Below are 17,404 nucleotides of genomic sequence, written 5' to 3' on the forward strand. Positions count from 1 at the left end.
AGATAACAATTTATGGCTGGTTAATTTGAGCAGAGCTGATGAGTGGGTAATTAAGTTGCGGATATATGTGCTCAAACTCACTGGCAGTAAATGGTTTAGCAAAATAATCACCTTGAATGGTATCCACCCCAAAATGATGTAATGCTTCCAATACTGTCTTAGATTCAACCCCTTCAACCGTCACTTCAAAACCCAGATTTTTAGCGAGATCGATACTCGTCTTAACAATTTGCTTTGCCGCTGGTGAAGTTTCAAACTCATCTAAAAAGGCTTTATCTATTTTCACTTCATCAACGGGTAAATGACGCAAATAAGCCAAAGAAGAGTGGCCAGTACCAAAGTCATCAATCGCAAGTTTAACCCCAATATCGCGTAATTGATTTAAGGTCACAATGGTTTGTGCCAGTGATTTCATTAAAACACTTTCAGTGATTTCAATCGTAATCGATTCGGCTGGCACCAGATATTGAGCTAATTTGCTTGCAACATCAGCGGCAAGATTGGGATTATCTAAATCAGTAGAAGATAAATTAATGGCGACATTAACGTAAACCCCTGTGTTGCGCCATTTAACTTGTTGAGCTAGCACGTTATCTAACACCCAAGTACTCAAAATATTAATCATTCCAGTTTGTTCTGCTAATGGAATAAACTCATTAGGCGAAATTAATCCCAAACTGTCATGCTGCCAACGAATTAACGCTTCAACCTGCTTACAGTGACCACTTTTTAAATCTAACTTGGGTTGGAATACCATAAACAGCTGATTTTGCTTTAACCCTTTAGGCAAGCCATTGATAATTAATAATTCTCTGTATTGGGCTTTATCATCATCTTGATCATAAAATGCCATGGCTTGCTTTAATGTTTTGGCTTTTTTTAATGCCAAATCTAAGCGGCGCAGCATCAAACTGACCTCGGCATGATGTTCACTTAATGACAATACACCCAATTGTATTTTGATACTGATGGGTTGCTGTTCAATTTCAAACGGTTTTTGTAATTCACTCTTGATTTCAAGCAGTTGCTCAACTGTCAATTTTTGGTGAAAAAACAATAGAAACTCATTTCCGTTCATTCGAGCGATAAACTGTGCTTTGCAATTAAGGTTATCGATCCGCTTCGCAAACGCTTTAAGAAATTTGTCGCCAAATAAAAAACCAAACAAATCGTTCACAAACCGAAATTGTCGAATATCTATCAGCACTAACATGCCGTCTGACATGGGCATTTTAGACAACATTTTACGTTTAAAACCGACACGGTTAGCTAAGCCAGTTAACTTATCTCGTTCGGTACTAAAGATGCTTGATTGATGTAAGTCGTGAAGAACGTTAATGAGCGGTTTTAATGAGGTTGAAGTTGAAGCTGAGTCTACGTTGAATGAATCTTGATTAAGTAATTGTAATTGCAACGAATGAGTCAATTGTTGAATAAAACGATGCTGACGCCAATAGAGAAGTGCAACGCTACACAGCAAGATCGCCATAATACATAACATCGTTATCAAAAAGTAATTCATTAAGTCTTCATCATGTTGCAATTTTAATCATCACAGTATTCAACGCAAAAATACATCACTAATATTAATCATCTGTGTTTGACTCATTTGATAATATCAGTGAAATAAGCACAACATACTACTATTCGTAACTTTGCTTAATTGAATGATACATATCAATGAACTCATCACTGGCAAGATCTTCTGCAGTAACAGGCAAGCCTCTTTGTGCAAAGACGCCCAATCTTTCAGCTAATTCTTCACCGGCACGCAGTTCACCCGTGTAAAATGCAGCCGAACGGATAAAGTCGAGATAAGATACTTTTTCAGGCATGTAATGAAGATCAGCCCATCGTTCGACCACTTCCATTACCTCAGGAGCAAAATCCCATGTTTTTAATACGGCGCGACCAATAGGGCCCTGCATCTTACGCACTAAACTGCGTAAATCATCAATTCGGCTAAATAACTCAGGATGAACTTCCGCTTCGGTTAATACTGGTAATGCACCAATATTATGCACTAAACCAGCTAGAGTAAGCGTATCACGGTCTAATTTTTTACTCGGGTGACGTTTATTGTACATCTCTAACATGGCACCGGAGGAAGCTGTCACTTCAATAGAGGTTTTCCATACTTCATCCATCACCTCCCACACCATTTCGTTAGTGGAGATAAATAACTGCTCCATGGCAACAGATGTGGTAATAGATTTAATTTGTACTAAACCAATACGACTCACAGCGGCATTAATATTTTCAGCTTTGTTACCACGAGAATATAAAGCACTGTTGGCAACTTTGATAATGCGCGCTGAAATAGCGGCATCTTGACCAATAATGTCAGCAACTTGCTTGAGGCTTGAATCTTGACGAGACACGACTTCTTGAACACGCATGGCCACTTCGGGCAGTGTTGGTAAAACTAAAGCATCATCTTTAAGCTTTTTTAATAGTCCAACCAAGAGTTGATGTTCCGTAGACATGAGGTCTCCATAAATAAATAGCCACTGATGTTGGATTATATACCCAAAGCGATAACATTTGCGATTACTCAACTAACGAGAAGCCAATTAATTATATCGTTCCGTTAAGCTTTGTCGCTCGGTAACCAGATTAGTAGTTGTAAAATACAACCGACCTCACAAATTCTAAGGCTATATTTGTCCCCGCTAATATCCTTAAGTAAGCTTCGGCCCTTGAGTCATACACTATTTAACTAGGTCGAGTAAAACCATGTTTAAACCTGAATTATTATCTCCCGCTGGTACGCTTAAAAATATGCGTTACGCCTTTGCTTATGGTGCCGATGCTGTTTATGCAGGCCAACCTCGTTACAGTTTACGAGTCAGAAATAATGATTTCAAAATGGAGAACCTTGCTTCAGGTATTGAAGAAGCTCATGCCCTAGGGAAAAAATTGTATGTGGTGAGTAATATTGCGCCGCACAATGCCAAACTCAAAACCTATATTAAAGACATGGAACCTGTGATTGCAATGAAACCCGATGCGGTGATCATGTCAGATCCGGGGCTTATTATGATGGTACGCGAAGCGTTCCCTGAACAAGTAGTTCACTTATCAGTTCAAGCAAACGCCATTAACTGGGCGTCGGTCAAATTCTGGCAACAGCAAGGGATTAAGCGAGTCATATTATCGCGTGAATTGTCACTTGATGAAATTGAAGAAATTCGTCAGCGGTGTCCAGATATAGAATTAGAAGTGTTTGTTCATGGCGCATTGTGTATGGCATATTCAGGCCGTTGTTTATTGTCTGGTTATATGAATAAACGCGATCCTAATCAGGGAACCTGCACTAATGCATGTCGCTGGAAATATGATGTTCACCAAGCACAACAAACTGAGAGCGGAGATATCATCCCTGTGACCCCCACAGTTCAGTTTGAAACCCCAACCTTAGGTTCGGGTCAACCCAGTAGTGAGATTGTTTTATTACAAGAAGCCGGTCGCCCTGGCGAATATATGCCAGCGTTTGAAGATGAACATGGCACTTACATTATGAACTCAAAAGATTTACGCGCTATTCAACATGTGGATCGTTTAACCAGAATGGGCATTGATTCATTAAAAATTGAAGGTCGTACCAAATCTTTTTATTATGTTGCGCGCACTGCCCAACTTTATCGTCAGGCCATTGAAGATGCTGCTGCGGGTAAAGACTTTGATCGCACTTTAATGAACAACCTTGAAGGCTTAGCGCATCGCGGCTATACCGAAGGTTTTTTACGTCGTCACGTTCATGATGAATATCAAAATTACCAATATGGTCATTCTGTAAGTGATAGTCAGCAATTTGCTGGTGAATTTACTGGCAAACGAAATCCACAAGGGTTAGCTGAAATAGACGTCAAAAATAAATTCTCTGTCGGCGACAGCGTTGAAATAATGACAACTGAAGGTAATTTTGTTATCACTATTGAAGCATTACTGAATCGCAAAGGTGAATCTATCGATTCCGCTTTAGGCTCAGGACATTTTGTGTTTCTCGCGCTGCCAGCAGATATTAACATCGACAAAGCCATGCTAATGCGTAATTTACCTGAGGGGATGGATACTCGAAACCCTCATCAATCTGTTTAACCTGAGGTTTTATGGCATTAATCATTGACGATAGCTGTATCAATTGTGATATGTGTGAACCTGAATGCCCTAATGAGGCCATCACTATGGGTGAAGATGTATATGAAATTGATCCCGGATTGTGTACTGAATGTGTGGGCCATTACGACAAACCGACCTGTGTGTCAGTTTGCCCGATTGATTGCATCGATCCCGATCCAGAACATAAAGAGTCGCAAGACGAGCTGCTAATCAAATATGCTAGGCTCACGGGTAAGTCACCCAATTAACACTGACAACGCATGTTAATCATACAGTAGTCAGCATAAAGTGAATGAGCGCCGATTGGCGCTCATTCACTTTGAGTCATTTAGCGGCACAAGTCATGCTCAAAAATCATTGCAATCATAAAGACTTACTCACCTTCTGAGTAAATTAAAAAAGATGATAAATTTCATTTTGTTATCTTTATTTATGTGTTTATTTGCTCTGTTCTAAAATCATTACATTAAAATAGTATCAGACTAATTGAGCGAGCTTAATCTGTGGTACAACTTGCATTATCGGACATTTTTTCTATGTCATTTTGTGTGTTGAGTATGTTGCTATCTTCGGGTTGTAATTGAAGTGCTTTTTTGATCATCTCCATTGCCCTCTGTTTACAACCAGACACAGACAAACTGTAAGCGTAATTATTTAAATAAGCGCCCTGTTGCTCAGGCTGTTGCGCGCTATAATTTAATCCCTGTTGATACCAAAAAGTAGCCTTGGCGTTATCTATTGCTAAATAATAATTTCCAAGCAAAAAATAGCTTAGCCAATAGTCAGGCCATTGTCTGGTGGCATTTTCAAGCGCATTTATGCCGGCAGTACTTTCGCCAACGCTGAGCAAATCTTGGGCGGCGCTGGCGTAAATAAACCGGTCGAAATGTGAACTCTTGATATCCGGCGGCACAACAGCCAATAACCAATATTGGCCTCGCAACCAGGTGCGTTCAAATACTTTAAGTTCCGCGATACGGTTTTTATGGCTGCCAGAATGGAGCACTACCTGCTGATTATTAAGGTCATAGCCAGTTACCACTGCGTAATGCCACATGGGATACCATGAGGTTGATAAATTTTGTAGCACTATGACCGGAATGTTGTCACTGACCAAAGACAGAAGTTGGGTCAAGTTGCCTGATTCAGCATAAGCAAGCAGCCCCTGTTGACGGGCGGCGGCCACCATTTCAATTTGCAAGCTGCCTTGTAAATCAGGAATAAACAGTGCTGGTGCTATTTGCTGAGGTGTTTTGGTTAGCCCATAAAAATTGAACACTTCTGAGAGTGTTGTAGGACCACAGAAGTAATCCTCTTGAGGATAAAAAGGAACCCCAGTAATTTGATGTTTAAGGGAAATATCGGGCGGATTAGCTAATAACATGGCTGTCTGGGGCGGAACCGATAGACAGCCACTGAGAAATAAACAAAAGCCAGTAATACCAACGGCTTTTGTGAACCAGCTTATGTGACTCATACTTGAAAATACGACCTAGTTAATGGGCCTAATAAAGGAAAACACATCGGTAACGCCCACCAAATCGAGAACCACTAACACCACTAATACAGTGACCACAACTCCTACTACGCCACCAGCAGCTGCAGGCATATCATTCATTTGGGTGTTTAATTGGTTTAATTCCTGATCCGTCATGCTGGCGATCCGCATTTCTGCATCCTCCATACTAACGCCAAGTGCTACCAGTTTATTTTGAACGTCAACGTTACTCAGCATTGCAATGACTTGTTGTTTATTATAAATATTTTTCTGCTGAACGATAACCTGCTCTGAGGAAATAACCCCAGCGTAGGTGGTCGAAATACAAGTCAAATAAGCTAACATTACTGTGGCGACTGCAAGAACTTTTTTCATTGGATTTCCTTTGATTGAGCAAATGTAAATATCTTATTAACAGTAGAGTTAATGCTGCGTAATAACAAGGTATATCGAGATTATACCTACTTTGGTGACACTTAAATAATCACACTGCACCCGCTTTAGCAAAATTGTCACTAAACTGCCGCAACTCTTTATCGATTGAGAGGGGGGTGTAATCCTCAGCTTTTTATCACGGCTACTGATTAATTAAGTCATACTGACGGGTTAACAAACCCCAACATGGTTTCCTATTTGCTCATTGATGGCATCGTCATAGTTCAGCTTATGACTCACTTAATGTTATCAGTCAGCTAATTTGACTGGCGTATGATGCCATATTTGCGCATTCTGGCGCGCAAGGTGCTGGGGTTAAGTCCAAGAAGTAGTGCTGCGCCTTTATGGCCTTCAATTCGCCAACCTGTCTGCTGCAATACTTTAGCGATATGTTCACATTCCAGCTCAACCAAGCCCTTTATCGAAGCATCATCTCTGGGCACTCGTTTTTCAAAACTATCAAAGCGATCTAAGATCTGCAGTGTATTTCCTTCGCTAAGGATAACGGCTCGTTCAATAGCACTCTCCAACTCTCGCACATTGCCAGGCCATTGATGTTGCAGTAAGGCTTGATGAGCTTCTTGGCTGATAGTGTCAATCAACTTACCTATTTTCTTGTTAAATTTAATCACAAAATGATTAACCAACAGCGGGATATCTTCTTTACGTTGTCTTAAAGGCGGCAAGGTGATTGGGAATACGTTCAAGCGGTAATAGAGATCTTCACGAAATTTGCCATTACGCACTTCCTCAATCAGGTTGCGGTTAGTCGCGGCAATAATTCTCACATCCACCTTTATAGTACGCGGACTGCCTAGCCGTTCAAATTCTCCATCTTGAATAATTCTCAGTAGCTTAGCTTGCATCTCTAGCGGCATTTCACCAATTTCATCTAAGAACAAGGTGCCACCATCAGCCAGCTCAAAACGGCCTATCTGTTTGCTGTCTGAACCGGTGAATGCTCCCCGCTCACGGCCAAACAATTCGCTCTCTATCAGGCTCGCAGGTAAGGTGGTGCAGTCTACTGTGATCAACGGACGCGTTTTTCGCGAACTGCGGCTATGGATAGCACGGGCAACAACCCCTTTGCCAGTGCCAGTCTCACCGAGCAGCAATACTGTGGCATCCATTGGAGCAACTTGCTCAACGTTCTGAAAGACCTGCGACAGCAGTTTGCTATTACCGATTATTTCGTCAAAATTAAACTGCCGCGCAACTTCCTTTTGAAGATAAATATTTTCGGCCTGAAGCTTGTCCTTTAATTGCTTTATTTGTATGTAAGTCTCTCTCAGTGACGCTTCAGCCTTTTTACGTTCATCAATTTCCTGCCCGAGTAGCAAGTTAGTCTTGGTCAACTCTAGCGTACGCTTTTGTACAGTGTCTTCCAAAGAGAGGTTATTTTTTGCCAATTTTTTATACAGTAAACTCACTTCCAACATATTATGAATACGGGTTTTCACCTCGACCAAGTCAAAGGGCTTGCTAATAAAATCCTTGGCCCCCGCTTGTAATGCCTGAAGTTTATGATTGGGTTGGGCAGTGAGCACCAGCACTGGTAAATAATCCATGCTATGGTCTGCCTTAAGCGCAGCCATAACCTCGAACCCATCCATTTTTGGCATCTGTAAATCAAGCAAAATCACATCATAGCGATTAATCCGGTTGAGGTCGCAAACAACTAAAGGATCCATGCTTGTCGTTACCTGGGTATAACCGCTATCAAGTAATAATTGCTCCAACAGAAGCACATTAGGCTCTTGATCATCGACAATCAAAATCTTAGCGTTGAGTATATCGCTTGCATTAATTTTCATTATTTTGCCTCATCATCAGCGATTACAGCAGACTTATTGGCATGCTCAAGCGCTATGTCGACAGTCTTCAGAAATTCATTGATCCGCAGTGGTTTAGTTAGATAATGAAAGAAGCCGGCATCCAGACCTTTCTTAATGTCTCGGGGAATGGCATTTGCACTGAGAGCGACCACGGGTATAGACGCTGTTATCGGACTTTCCCTGAGAATTTTCAATGCAACTAAGCCGCTAATTCCCGGTAGATTAATGTCCATCAAAATAATATCCGGCTGATGGGTATGTGCCATTTCAATACCTTGAATCGCATCGGCAGCACTGAGAAAACGCAGATTAGGTCGACGAGAAATAATGTTCTCAACAAGCATCAAATTAGCCGGATTATCTTCAACATACAGTAAGGTTTGCAAATGCTCAGGGGCTTTATATTGTAGCGCTTTGGTGACCATTATTGCGCTGTCAGCAAGCTTAGATACCGGTTCGTCGGTTCGCTGTAGTTCAAACCAGAAGACACTCCCTACGCCAACGGTACTTTGCACACCAATGACTCCCCCCATCGATTCAACCAGACGCTTACTCACCACCAGGCCTATTCCTGTACCTTGTTGATTATTAGCTTCTTGACCGAGGCGGTTAAAAGGTTGAAAAAGTTGCCCGAGTTGCTCAGCTGATAATCCTTCACCTGTATCTCGAACACTGAACCGCACCATATCATCGCTGCTTTGACTGTGCTCCAATATCACGCTTCCACCCTTTCGGTTGTATTTAATCGCATTGGAAAGCAGATTAATAATCACCTGCTTTAGCCGGGTCCTATCGACGTGAAGAAAATCTTTGGTCGTAGATCGGTTAAAGATGACGTTGATGTCATGGATTTTAGCTTGTGGCTCACTCATCAACACACACTCTTGCATGACTTCGGACAGCGAAACCACTTCAACTGACATAGGCAGCTTGCCGGATTCGATTAGCGCTAGATCCAGAATTTCATTGATAAGCTCCAACAAATACCATCCGGCTTTGAGGATCTGAGTAATGCTACGTTTCTGAGCGGGCAGTGGCGCGGGAGTACTTGATTCCATAAGCTGTGCAAAACCTAAGATCGCACCCAGTGGGGTTCGAAGCTCATGGCTCATACTGGAAAGAAAATCCGATTTGGCGAGATTGGCTTTCTCAGCCACAGCTTTAGCATTTTCCAGTTCGATGTTCTTTTCCAGCAGTTTTTGATTTAGGCGATTACGCTCAGTGACATCGCGGGCGCCATAAAAAATCCCCTGTAATTTATTGTCTCGGTGATAAAAGGTGGCCGCATTAATGGAAACTACGGTTTCTTTGCCGCTCTTGTTGCGGGCGGTCAATTCATAATCTGAGATTATCTTTTCACTTAACACCCTTTTTATGCCCGCTGCGGCAAACTCAGGATCGGTAAAGTAGTCTTTGAATGGGGTGCCTATAAGGGAATCACGCTGGTTACCTGTAAGCTCTTCCATTTGTTTATTGACATCGGTAATAATGCCGGACGGATCAGTGGTCGTCAGCGCATCAATGTTGGATTCAATCAGGTTACGAGTATAGAAATGTTGATCTTGCAGGCGCCGACTAAGTTCTTTCTGTTCTTCTTCGATACGCTTACGCGCGGTATTATCGGTTCCTATTAACAAATAGCCTATGATAGCCTGGCGCTCATCACGCAATGCCGTGACGGACACTACTGCTGGGAAGCGGCTGCCATCTTTACGTATGTAAGTCAGCTCGTAGATATCCTCAATACCGCGCCGAGCCTTAAATACTAGCGCATCGAAACCAGGTGTAATTGCTGTGTCCAGTTCAATACTGAGCTCTTTAGCGCGCTCGATGACTTCTTTGGGGTCGGAAATATCTGCTGGGGTGATCTTGTTCATCACCTCGTCAGCGGTATAACCCAGCATTCGCTCGGCACCCACATTAAATATCTGAATAACACCATGAGCATCGGTAGCAATACTGGAAAAATTAGCACTGTTAAAAATGGCTTTCTGCAGTGCACCAGCTTTGAGCAAAGCTTCTTCTGCCTGCTTGCCAACACTGTTATCTGTGCCAATCAAAAGATAACCTATGATGATACCTTGGTCGTCGCGAAGTGCTGTAACCGATACAACAGCTGGAAAGCGACTACCATCCTTACGGATATAAGTTAATTGGTAAATGTCTTCAATACCGCGTGACGCCTTAAACACCAGCGCGTCGAAACCAGGTTCTATTGGCGTGCAGAGTTCTACAGAAAGCGCCTTGGCGCGGGCGATGATTTCCTGGGGATCGGATATCTCGGCAGGGGTAATGTTGTCCACTACTTCGATGGCTGAATAACCTAGCATCCGCTCGGCGCCAACATTAAAAATTTGGATAACCCCTTTAGCATCAGTAGCAATACAAGAGAAGTTAGCGCTATTAAAAATAGCTCGCTGCAAGGCACCCGCATTTAGCAATGCCTCTTCAGCATGTCTGCGTTCGCTGCTCTCATCAATCACGGCTTCGAACAGATTGATACCCTCCCCTTTAATAAAGCTTGATAAGCTTTTAATCTCGTCAGCCTGGGCACGTTTTGTATCATCACCTTTCATTACTAACCTCTATAACCATCCAATGGTTTTGACGGGGTCTACATGTTGGCCCAGAGACAAAATCTGCCGCGTAGGTATCGTTATCTGGTATTTAAGACGGGAATATCAATGCCGTCCTACTTGAGTATCGGTAGCGCTTGTCTTACAACCACCACATATACCGCACCATAATACCGCCTATAACAGAAATACCCTCAACATATTACATTTCTTTCATATATTGAGGCCGTAGCAATATTGATAATTAAAAAAAATAAAATTAACTCATTGTTAATAATAAACTAAATTCATTTTTTAACAAAAAACACTTTCGGTACGATATTTGCAAATTAGGTTATTAGTGTTCTCGAAATCTTACTCGGACCAGTACTCAGATTTTTCAATTCGTGGATATCGCATAACAAGAAAATCTCACTGAGTTATCAGCACTCATGGCTAACAAGAATCGCAGCCGTTTTTTGCTGATGTAGAAAAGGTAAATTAACGCAATTTAATAAAATCATTAGGAAGAAGAGAATGAATAGTTCCCTAAAAAAGACTTATCTCGTATTCACTATGCTATTAGGACTTATCCTTTTAGCTGGGTGTAATGGCGATAGCAGCAACGATAACAACAATAATGGGGTGTTACTTACAGCCATTGCTGTTACCCCTGCAGACTCAAGCATGCCATTGGGCTTGAAGCAACAGTTTACAGCCATAGGCACCTATTCAGATGGCACGTCGTCTGATATCACCAACTCGGTAACTTGGTCATCTGATGACTCAGCAGTTGCCACTATTAATACCAGTGGTATAGCCATGGGAGTTATCCCTGGTTCCTCTACTATCACAGCATCCATTATCGACTCATTATCAAACGAGCAATCCGCAACGGCCACGCTAACCATCACGGATGCGACCTTAACGGCTTTGGCTATCACACCAACCAACCCCAGCGTAGCTAAGGGGTTGAGCAAACAATTTGCTGTTACGGGTACTTATTCGGATGGTACTTCGCCAGATGTGACCACTTCAGTAACGTGGTCCTCGGCGAATACGCTAGTTGCTACCATAAATGCTAGTGGCCTTGCTAGTGGCGTTGCTATTGGTTCTGCAGTTATTAGCGCATCTTTAGGATCTGATGAAATAACGACTGAGCTCAACATCACAGATGCTATTTTGAGCTCAATAGCGTTAACGCCCGTTGAACCAAGTATTGCCAAAGGCATGACCCAACAGTTTACTGCTATCGGTACTTATTCTGATGGTACATCAGTGGATATAAGTGCTTCAGCAAGCTGGTCATCTGCGGACACACTGGTTGCCACAATGAATACCGGTGGGGCTGCTAAAGGAGTGAGTATAGGTTCATCTGTTATTACGGCAGATTTTCAAGCTCAATCAGCAACCTCATTGCTGACAGTTACCGACGCCACTTTAACGTCAATCATGTTAACACCAGCCAACCCACATATACCTAAAGGTAATACCCTGCAGTTGACTGCTACTGGTATTTACTCAGATGGTATCTCGGTTGATATGACCAGCTCAGCTATTTGGTCATCTTCAGACACCCTAATTGCCACTGTGAATGCCGATGGTATTGTCAGTGGTATTGCTTCGGGTTCTACAATTATTACCGCGACATCGGCTGCGCTGTCAGCCACCACTAACGTAACAATCACAGATACAAGTTTGACGTCAATTGCAGTAACACCAGGTAATCCCACTATAGCTAAAGATTCGAATAAACAGCTCACCGCTACCGGCACTTATTCTGATGGGTCGCTAGCAAATATTACGAACGCTGTAACTTGGTCATCAGCAGATACCTTAGTGGCTACAGTAAATAATACCGGTCTTGCAAATGGAATTAGCACTGGCTCATCACTTATCAACGCAAGCGCTGGAGGGGTCTCCGGTAGTACAAACATGACCATTACTAGCGCCGTATTAAGTTCAATTGTGGTATCGCCAACCAATCCAAGCCTTGTTAAAGGTATGAACAAGCAGTTTGCTGCAACTGGAACTTATTCTGATGGATCTGTAGCAGATATTTCTACCTCGGTTACTTGGTCATCTACAGATACCTTGGTTGCTACAATTGATGTCAATGGTCTTGCCAATGGCAAGGTGGCTGGCTCATCACTTATTACCGCAACTTCAGGAGCACAATCAGACAGTACTAATTTAACCGTTACCGATGCCACCTTGAATTCAATTGATATAACACCTGTTAATCCAAGTATTGTTAAGAACTCAAGCCAAAACTTTGTTGCTATTGGTCATTATTCAGACGGTAGTACAACAGATATCACATCGACGGTAATGTGGTCTTCAGCAGATACACAGGTTGCTACATTAAATCCCAATGAACAGCTAAATAGTGGGCGTGCGACAGCTATTGAAGTAGGCTCATCAGTGATTCAAGCAACACTAATTGGCGTATTTGCGGATACAACACTTAATGTTACTGCAGCTCTGCCCAATAACCCATTAGCACCTGAATTGGGTGAAGTGGCACGTTTTGTCATGCTTGCCTCACAAGCTATTACGACGACAAGTGGTTCTGCCATTGTCGATGGTGATTTAGGTATTCTTGACCAGGCACGTTCTTATTACGCAGGATTTACCGCAGGCGTTAATGCTGGCGAATTTGACGAATTAACCAATGGCTTGTCTTATGCTGGCGACGATAGCACACCACCTTATGTTGTACCGGTGCCTTATGCCTCTATGGTTGCATTTATTAACCAGTCCAGAACAGATCTTGGTATTGCCTATAATTTCCTCGCGGCAGATCCAAACCCAAATGCGGCAACCCAGATTTGCCCTATTGAATTGGGCAATCTGACTCTGACTCGTGGTGTGTATAAAACCGCAGCCGATGTGACCCTGCAAACAGGTACTCTCACTCTTGATGGCGAAGGAGACCCTGACTCTGTGTTCATCTTCACCATAGGCGGAAACCTAACTTCTGGTGCTCCAGGTGGCGATATTGTGCTTATTAATGGCGCACAAGCAAAGAACGTCTATTGGAGAACCGCTGGAAAGACAGTTATCGGCACTAATACCAAATTCTCTGGCAATGTTTTCGCTTGGTCAGAAGTGAATGTATTGACTGGAGCAAGCGTTACAGGTCGATTGTTTGCGGTCACTGATCAGGTAACGCTAGACGCAAATGCCATAAGCAAAGCACCATAGTGTCACTCTCTACTGACATTCACATTAACACTTAGGACCAAAATAGGGAGACAGACAGCTTGTTTCCCAATGACCTAAAAAACACCTCACTATTGTGTTTTTTAGGTACTTATTAGTGAAAGGTTTTCGCTTATAAGCCATTTTACCGTTCACATGTTTGCTAACAATGCCCACCAATGTGTGGGCCAAACATAGCCCCTCCAAGCAGCAAAGACAAATCCATTTATCGGTTTAATATCCGACAATATGACGCAACATTCTTTGTAATGTGATCTTAAGTTTTTCAAGGATATAACAATGCATATACGAAAAAATAATTTTACCCCGCCAATATGGGCTGGCAGCATATTGTTGCTTACCTTAATCGCTGGTTGTAATAGTGACAATAATACTGACTCGGCCATTGTGCCGACTATTAATGCCAGTAACCCAAGTGATCTTGCTATCGATGTGGCGATCAATCAACAAATCACCGCAACCTTCGGCGAAGCGATGAACGAGCAGACGATTAACGATGTCAGCTTTACCTTAATGGCTCCGAATCAAGCCGCCGTGTTAGGCACAGTTTCTTATGATGAAACAAGTCATACTGCCGTATTTGCTCCAAACAGTGATTTTACCCATAACACTCTGTATCAAGCATCTATCACCACTGAAGTCACAAATACGGCAGGCATAGCGCTTGCCAGTGGTTTTAGTTGGTCATTTACGACCTCTGCATTACCCGATGTTATTGCCCCACAGGTTGTATCAAACTCCCCAGCCGATCTCGCACAGAGCTTTGCCTTAAATAGAAATGTGACAGCTGAGTTTAGTGAAGCACTTGCTCCTAATACGCTAAACGGTACTAGCTTTACCCTAAGTGACGGGACAAATCTTGTCGCTGGTGTGATTAGCGTTCAAGGCACAAGCGCAACGTTTAATCCAGACGATAATTTAGCGGCCAATACACTTTATACCGCAACTCTGACCACGGCTATCAGCGATTTAGCGATGCCGGCAAATTTATTGGCAGCTAATTTCAGCTGGAGCTTTACCACCAGTGATGTTGCCGCTATGGGGCCTGAACCAGTGAAGTTAAACACTTCGGGTGATTTTGCTATTCTAACTAAGACTGGAATCACCAATATTCCAGCGTCTGCTATTACAGGCAATATAGGTTCAAGCCCAATCACAGCTGCAGCGATGGATAACGTGTTTTGTGATGAAATCAGCGGGACTATTTATGGTGCTGATGCTGCTTATACGGGCAGCGGTGCAATTACTTGTTTTGCTGGCGCAGCAGAAGATAACACCCTAGTGGCCAACGCAGTACTTGATATGGGCACAGCCTATAACGATGCAGCTGGCAGAACCTTACCTGACTATACTGAACTAGGCGCTGGTGATATCAGTGGCATGACACTAGAGCCAGGTTTATATAAGTGGAGTTCAGGTGTGTTGATTTCGACTGACATTGCTATTTCTGGCAGTGCCAACGACGTGTGGATTTTCCAAATAGCAGGTGACCTTACTCAAGCAGCAGCCAGTCGTATTAATTTACAAGGTGGCGCTCAGGCAAAAAATATCTTCTGGCAGGTTGGCGGAAGTGCGGGAGTCTCACTTGACACCACAGCGCATTTTGAAGGAGTCATTTTAGCTGAAAAAGGCATCAGCATAAACACAGATGCAACGATTAACGGCAGATTAATGTCACAAACAGCGGTCACTTTAGACCACAATATCGTGACTCAACCTACTGAATAACCGTCGTAATAGTCGAACACTAGCAATAGCCTAGCGCTCGCAATCCATGACGTCATGCGTCATAACATTAAAATCCGCTAAACCTGGTTTAGCGGATTTTTTATATCATAAAGAGCTAAAAAGCATATAGGTTAATTGACGCCATTAAGCGCGTTACTTTAAACTAACGCCTATAGCGCGATAAGATCGATCACGGATTGAATCTACTTTACTCACGGTTAAATGATAACGTCAGGATTTGCGCTTGTATCTCATCTTGATTCGCTAATATTGAGCATCTAATCTTATGTACCTAGCATCGGCAAAACGGCGCAAAATGCGCCGTTTTTCATGGTCAAACAAGCAAAACTATTCACAGGGTCTTAACATGTGGAGCATTTTTGCCAGTTGCTCGATGCCGATCTGAGCGGGTTTGGGTAAGTTATCTAATTCAATAGATAACAATAGATTTTTAACTTGTAACCCTAACTCAGTATCCCCTTCTATACGTAATTTACGTTGAAAAAATAAGGTATCAGGATCTTCTATCCCCGCGGCCACTAATATCAATTCTGGCACATTGGCACTTAAAGTCACATCAGGCTGAGTAAACGATCGTACTTGTAATTGTTGAGCAATCCCCACCTCAAAACGTAAACCAATATCATCAACACAAATCCCCACCCACTTGTGTTTGAGAAAATCGAGCTCATCTGACTGTAATTGTTCAGTTAACACTCGATTAAGCAGTGTATTGATCGCGGCTATTTTTAATTTTTCTGGCATGACACTGAGCGAGCGGCGACTAACCTGAGGTGCGAAATGCAATACCTTTTGCGCTAAGTGTTGCGATAATTGTTGTGATAATGCCTGAGCCATCGAGAGTACCTACTTGCAAATAGAGCCAATAATCAAGTGAGTTTACTGGTAATTTATCTAACGAAACCTGTTTTAAATCAAATCATGTTAACTCAATCACATTTACACTCCTGTTCTTTGAAAAAAATGAGAACACCAATATGGAACTCTTATGCCCCGCCGGTAATTTAGCGTCACTCAAAGCCGCGCTCAATGCCGGTGCTGATGCGGTTTACCTTGGACTAAAAGATGACACCAATGCGCGTTCGTTTGCAGGATTAAACTTTTCTGCCCCACAGCTAGCTCAAGCGACTCACTTAGCCCATAACCAAGGCCGAAAGGTGTTTTTAACCCTAAACACCTTCCCTAAACCCGGTGAGGAACATCGCTGGTATCAAGCAGTTGATTTAGCCGCACAATTAGAAATGGATGCGCTTATCGTTGCCGATTTATCATTACTCGATTATGCCCACCAGCATTATCCACACCTTCCGTTGCATTTATCGGTGCAAGCCAGTGCGACCAACCTCGGAGCGCTGTCATTTTACCAACAAGCTTTTAATATTGAACGGGCTGTATTACCACGAGTGCTGTCAATAAAGCAGGTTCGCGATTTAGCGAAAGTCAGCTCTGTGGATCTGGAAGTCTTTGCATTTGGCAGTTTGTGCATCATGGCGGAAGGACGTTGTCATTTATCATCATATGTTACAGGTCAATCCCCAAATACCGGTGGCTCATGCTCTCCCGCGAATCATGTTCGCTGGCAAGACAGTGGCAGTGATAAATTAACCAGACTGAATAATGTGTTAATCGATAAAGCCGATGCGAGTCAACAACTGGGCTATCCAGTGGTCTGTAAGGGTCGATATGTTGCTGAATACGATCAAGATGCAAAATATTTACTCGAATCACCCACCAGCTTAAGCACCTTAAGCTTATTACCTGAACTCGCTAAAGCGGGCATCAAATCACTCAAAATTGAAGGACGTCAGCGCAGCCCTGCTTATGTAAGTCAAGTGACCCACGTTTGGCGCAGTGCTATCGACACTTATTTGGCCAATCCCGATTCTTTTTGCGAACAACCACAATGGACGCAAGCATTGGCTAAAGTATCCGAAGGACAAATCACCACATTGGGCGCTTATCAGCGTCAATGGCAATAAGGTTAC

The 17,404-nt window shown here is 42.7% G+C and carries 12 protein-coding genes; 5 read left to right on the forward strand and 7 right to left on the reverse strand.

The genetic code is table 11. The annotated features are described in order from the left end of the window. Positions 1-10 precede the first annotated feature (10 nt). Together H5114_RS01800 and H5114_RS01805 are read right to left on the reverse strand one after the other, a co-directional pair. Positions 11-1,522 carry a bifunctional diguanylate cyclase/phosphodiesterase gene (locus H5114_RS01800; protein WP_182697882.1) on the reverse strand — a complete coding sequence of 504 codons (1,512 nt, stop codon included), beginning with the start codon at positions 1,520-1,522 and terminating at the stop codon, positions 11-13. A gap of 121 nt (positions 1,523-1,643) precedes the next feature. Further along, on the reverse strand, positions 1,644-2,486 hold the full coding sequence (locus H5114_RS01805) for an HDOD domain-containing protein (protein WP_182697881.1): 843 nt from the start codon (positions 2,484-2,486) through the stop codon (positions 1,644-1,646). Positions 2,487-2,736: 250 nt separating this feature from the next. Here H5114_RS01805 and yegQ point away from each other — a divergent pair, with 250 nt between their 5' ends. Both yegQ and H5114_RS01815 read left to right on the forward strand, forming a co-directional pair. Then, a complete protein-coding gene (gene yegQ / locus H5114_RS01810; RefSeq protein ID WP_182722039.1) occupies positions 2,737-4,101 on the forward strand; it encodes a tRNA 5-hydroxyuridine modification protein YegQ in 1,365 nt (454 codons plus the stop codon). Between the two features lie 11 nt (positions 4,102-4,112). After that, positions 4,113-4,370, forward strand: coding sequence for a YfhL family 4Fe-4S dicluster ferredoxin (locus tag H5114_RS01815; protein ID WP_182722040.1), 258 nt, complete (start codon positions 4,113-4,115; stop codon positions 4,368-4,370). A 248-nt stretch (positions 4,371-4,618) separates the two neighbouring features. Here the strand turns inward: H5114_RS01815 and H5114_RS01820 are convergent, their stop codons facing one another. From H5114_RS01820 to H5114_RS01835, 4 genes are all read right to left on the reverse strand, one after another. Then, positions 4,619-5,599, reverse strand: a complete 981-nt coding sequence (locus H5114_RS01820) for a PA2778 family cysteine peptidase (protein ID WP_182722041.1) — start codon at positions 5,597-5,599, stop codon at positions 4,619-4,621. 15 nt (positions 5,600-5,614) lie between these two features. Next, a complete protein-coding gene (locus H5114_RS01825) occupies positions 5,615-5,995 on the reverse strand; it encodes a PA2779 family protein (RefSeq protein WP_124017611.1) in 381 nt (126 codons plus the stop codon). 317 nt (positions 5,996-6,312) lie between these two features. Beyond that, positions 6,313-7,869: a sigma-54 dependent transcriptional regulator gene (locus tag H5114_RS01830; protein WP_182697878.1), complete on the reverse strand. Its 1,557-nt coding sequence runs from the start codon at positions 7,867-7,869 to the stop codon at positions 6,313-6,315. After that, the gene (locus H5114_RS01835) at positions 7,869-10,466 is read right to left on the reverse strand and encodes a PAS domain S-box protein (protein WP_182697877.1); all 2,598 of its coding nucleotides are present in this window, start codon (positions 10,464-10,466) and stop codon (positions 7,869-7,871) included. Before H5114_RS01835 ends, H5114_RS01830 begins: the two co-directional genes overlap by 1 nt. A gap of 516 nt (positions 10,467-10,982) precedes the next feature. Here H5114_RS01835 and H5114_RS01840 point away from each other — a divergent pair. After that, a complete protein-coding gene (locus H5114_RS01840; RefSeq protein WP_182697876.1) occupies positions 10,983-13,652 on the forward strand; it encodes an Ig-like domain-containing protein in 2,670 nt (889 codons plus the stop codon). A gap of 297 nt (positions 13,653-13,949) precedes the next feature. Next, positions 13,950-15,398 carry an ice-binding family protein gene (locus H5114_RS01845; RefSeq protein ID WP_182697875.1) on the forward strand — a complete coding sequence of 483 codons (1,449 nt, stop codon included), beginning with the start codon at positions 13,950-13,952 and terminating at the stop codon, positions 15,396-15,398. 348 nt (positions 15,399-15,746) lie between these two features. Here H5114_RS01845 and H5114_RS01850 read toward each other — a convergent pair whose 3' ends face one another. After that, the gene (locus H5114_RS01850) at positions 15,747-16,256 is read right to left on the reverse strand and encodes an SCP2 domain-containing protein (RefSeq protein ID WP_182697874.1); all 510 of its coding nucleotides are present in this window, start codon (positions 16,254-16,256) and stop codon (positions 15,747-15,749) included. Between the two features lie 140 nt (positions 16,257-16,396). On the opposite strand from H5114_RS01850, the gene H5114_RS01855 reads away from it, so the two are divergent. After that, the gene (locus H5114_RS01855; RefSeq protein ID WP_124017613.1) at positions 16,397-17,398 is read left to right on the forward strand and encodes a peptidase U32 family protein; all 1,002 of its coding nucleotides are present in this window, start codon (positions 16,397-16,399) and stop codon (positions 17,396-17,398) included. Positions 17,399-17,404: the final 6 nt, after the last annotated feature.

Origin of the sequence: Shewanella sp. SR43-8, assembly GCF_014163775.1 — a bacterium.
GTDB classification, from domain to species: domain Bacteria; phylum Pseudomonadota; class Gammaproteobacteria; order Enterobacterales; family Shewanellaceae; genus Shewanella; species Shewanella vesiculosa.

What these genes read in the sequence shown, in the direction of transcription:
- H5114_RS01845 (WP_182697875.1), top strand. Translation starts at nt 13,950, where the DNA reads ATGCATATACGAAAAAATAATTTTACCCCGCCAATATGGGCTGGCAGC.
- H5114_RS01800 (WP_182697882.1), bottom strand. Translation starts at nt 1,522, where the DNA reads ATGAATTACTTTTTGATAACGATGTTATGTATTATGGCGATCTTGCTG.
- H5114_RS01825 (WP_124017611.1), bottom strand. Translation starts at nt 5,995, where the DNA reads ATGAAAAAAGTTCTTGCAGTCGCCACAGTAATGTTAGCTTATTTGACT.
- H5114_RS01840 (WP_182697876.1), top strand. Translation starts at nt 10,983, where the DNA reads ATGAATAGTTCCCTAAAAAAGACTTATCTCGTATTCACTATGCTATTA.
- H5114_RS01835 (WP_182697877.1), bottom strand. Translation starts at nt 10,466, where the DNA reads ATGAAAGGTGATGATACAAAACGTGCCCAGGCTGACGAGATTAAAAGC.
- H5114_RS01815 (WP_182722040.1), top strand. Translation starts at nt 4,113, where the DNA reads ATGGCATTAATCATTGACGATAGCTGTATCAATTGTGATATGTGTGAA.
- H5114_RS01805 (WP_182697881.1), bottom strand. Translation starts at nt 2,486, where the DNA reads ATGTCTACGGAACATCAACTCTTGGTTGGACTATTAAAAAAGCTTAAA.
- yegQ (WP_182722039.1), top strand. Translation starts at nt 2,737, where the DNA reads ATGTTTAAACCTGAATTATTATCTCCCGCTGGTACGCTTAAAAATATG.
- H5114_RS01820 (WP_182722041.1), bottom strand. Translation starts at nt 5,599, where the DNA reads ATGAGTCACATAAGCTGGTTCACAAAAGCCGTTGGTATTACTGGCTTT.
- H5114_RS01855 (WP_124017613.1), top strand. Translation starts at nt 16,397, where the DNA reads ATGGAACTCTTATGCCCCGCCGGTAATTTAGCGTCACTCAAAGCCGCG.
- H5114_RS01830 (WP_182697878.1), bottom strand. Translation starts at nt 7,869, where the DNA reads ATGAAAATTAATGCAAGCGATATACTCAACGCTAAGATTTTGATTGTC.
- H5114_RS01850 (WP_182697874.1), bottom strand. Translation starts at nt 16,256, where the DNA reads ATGGCTCAGGCATTATCACAACAATTATCGCAACACTTAGCGCAAAAG.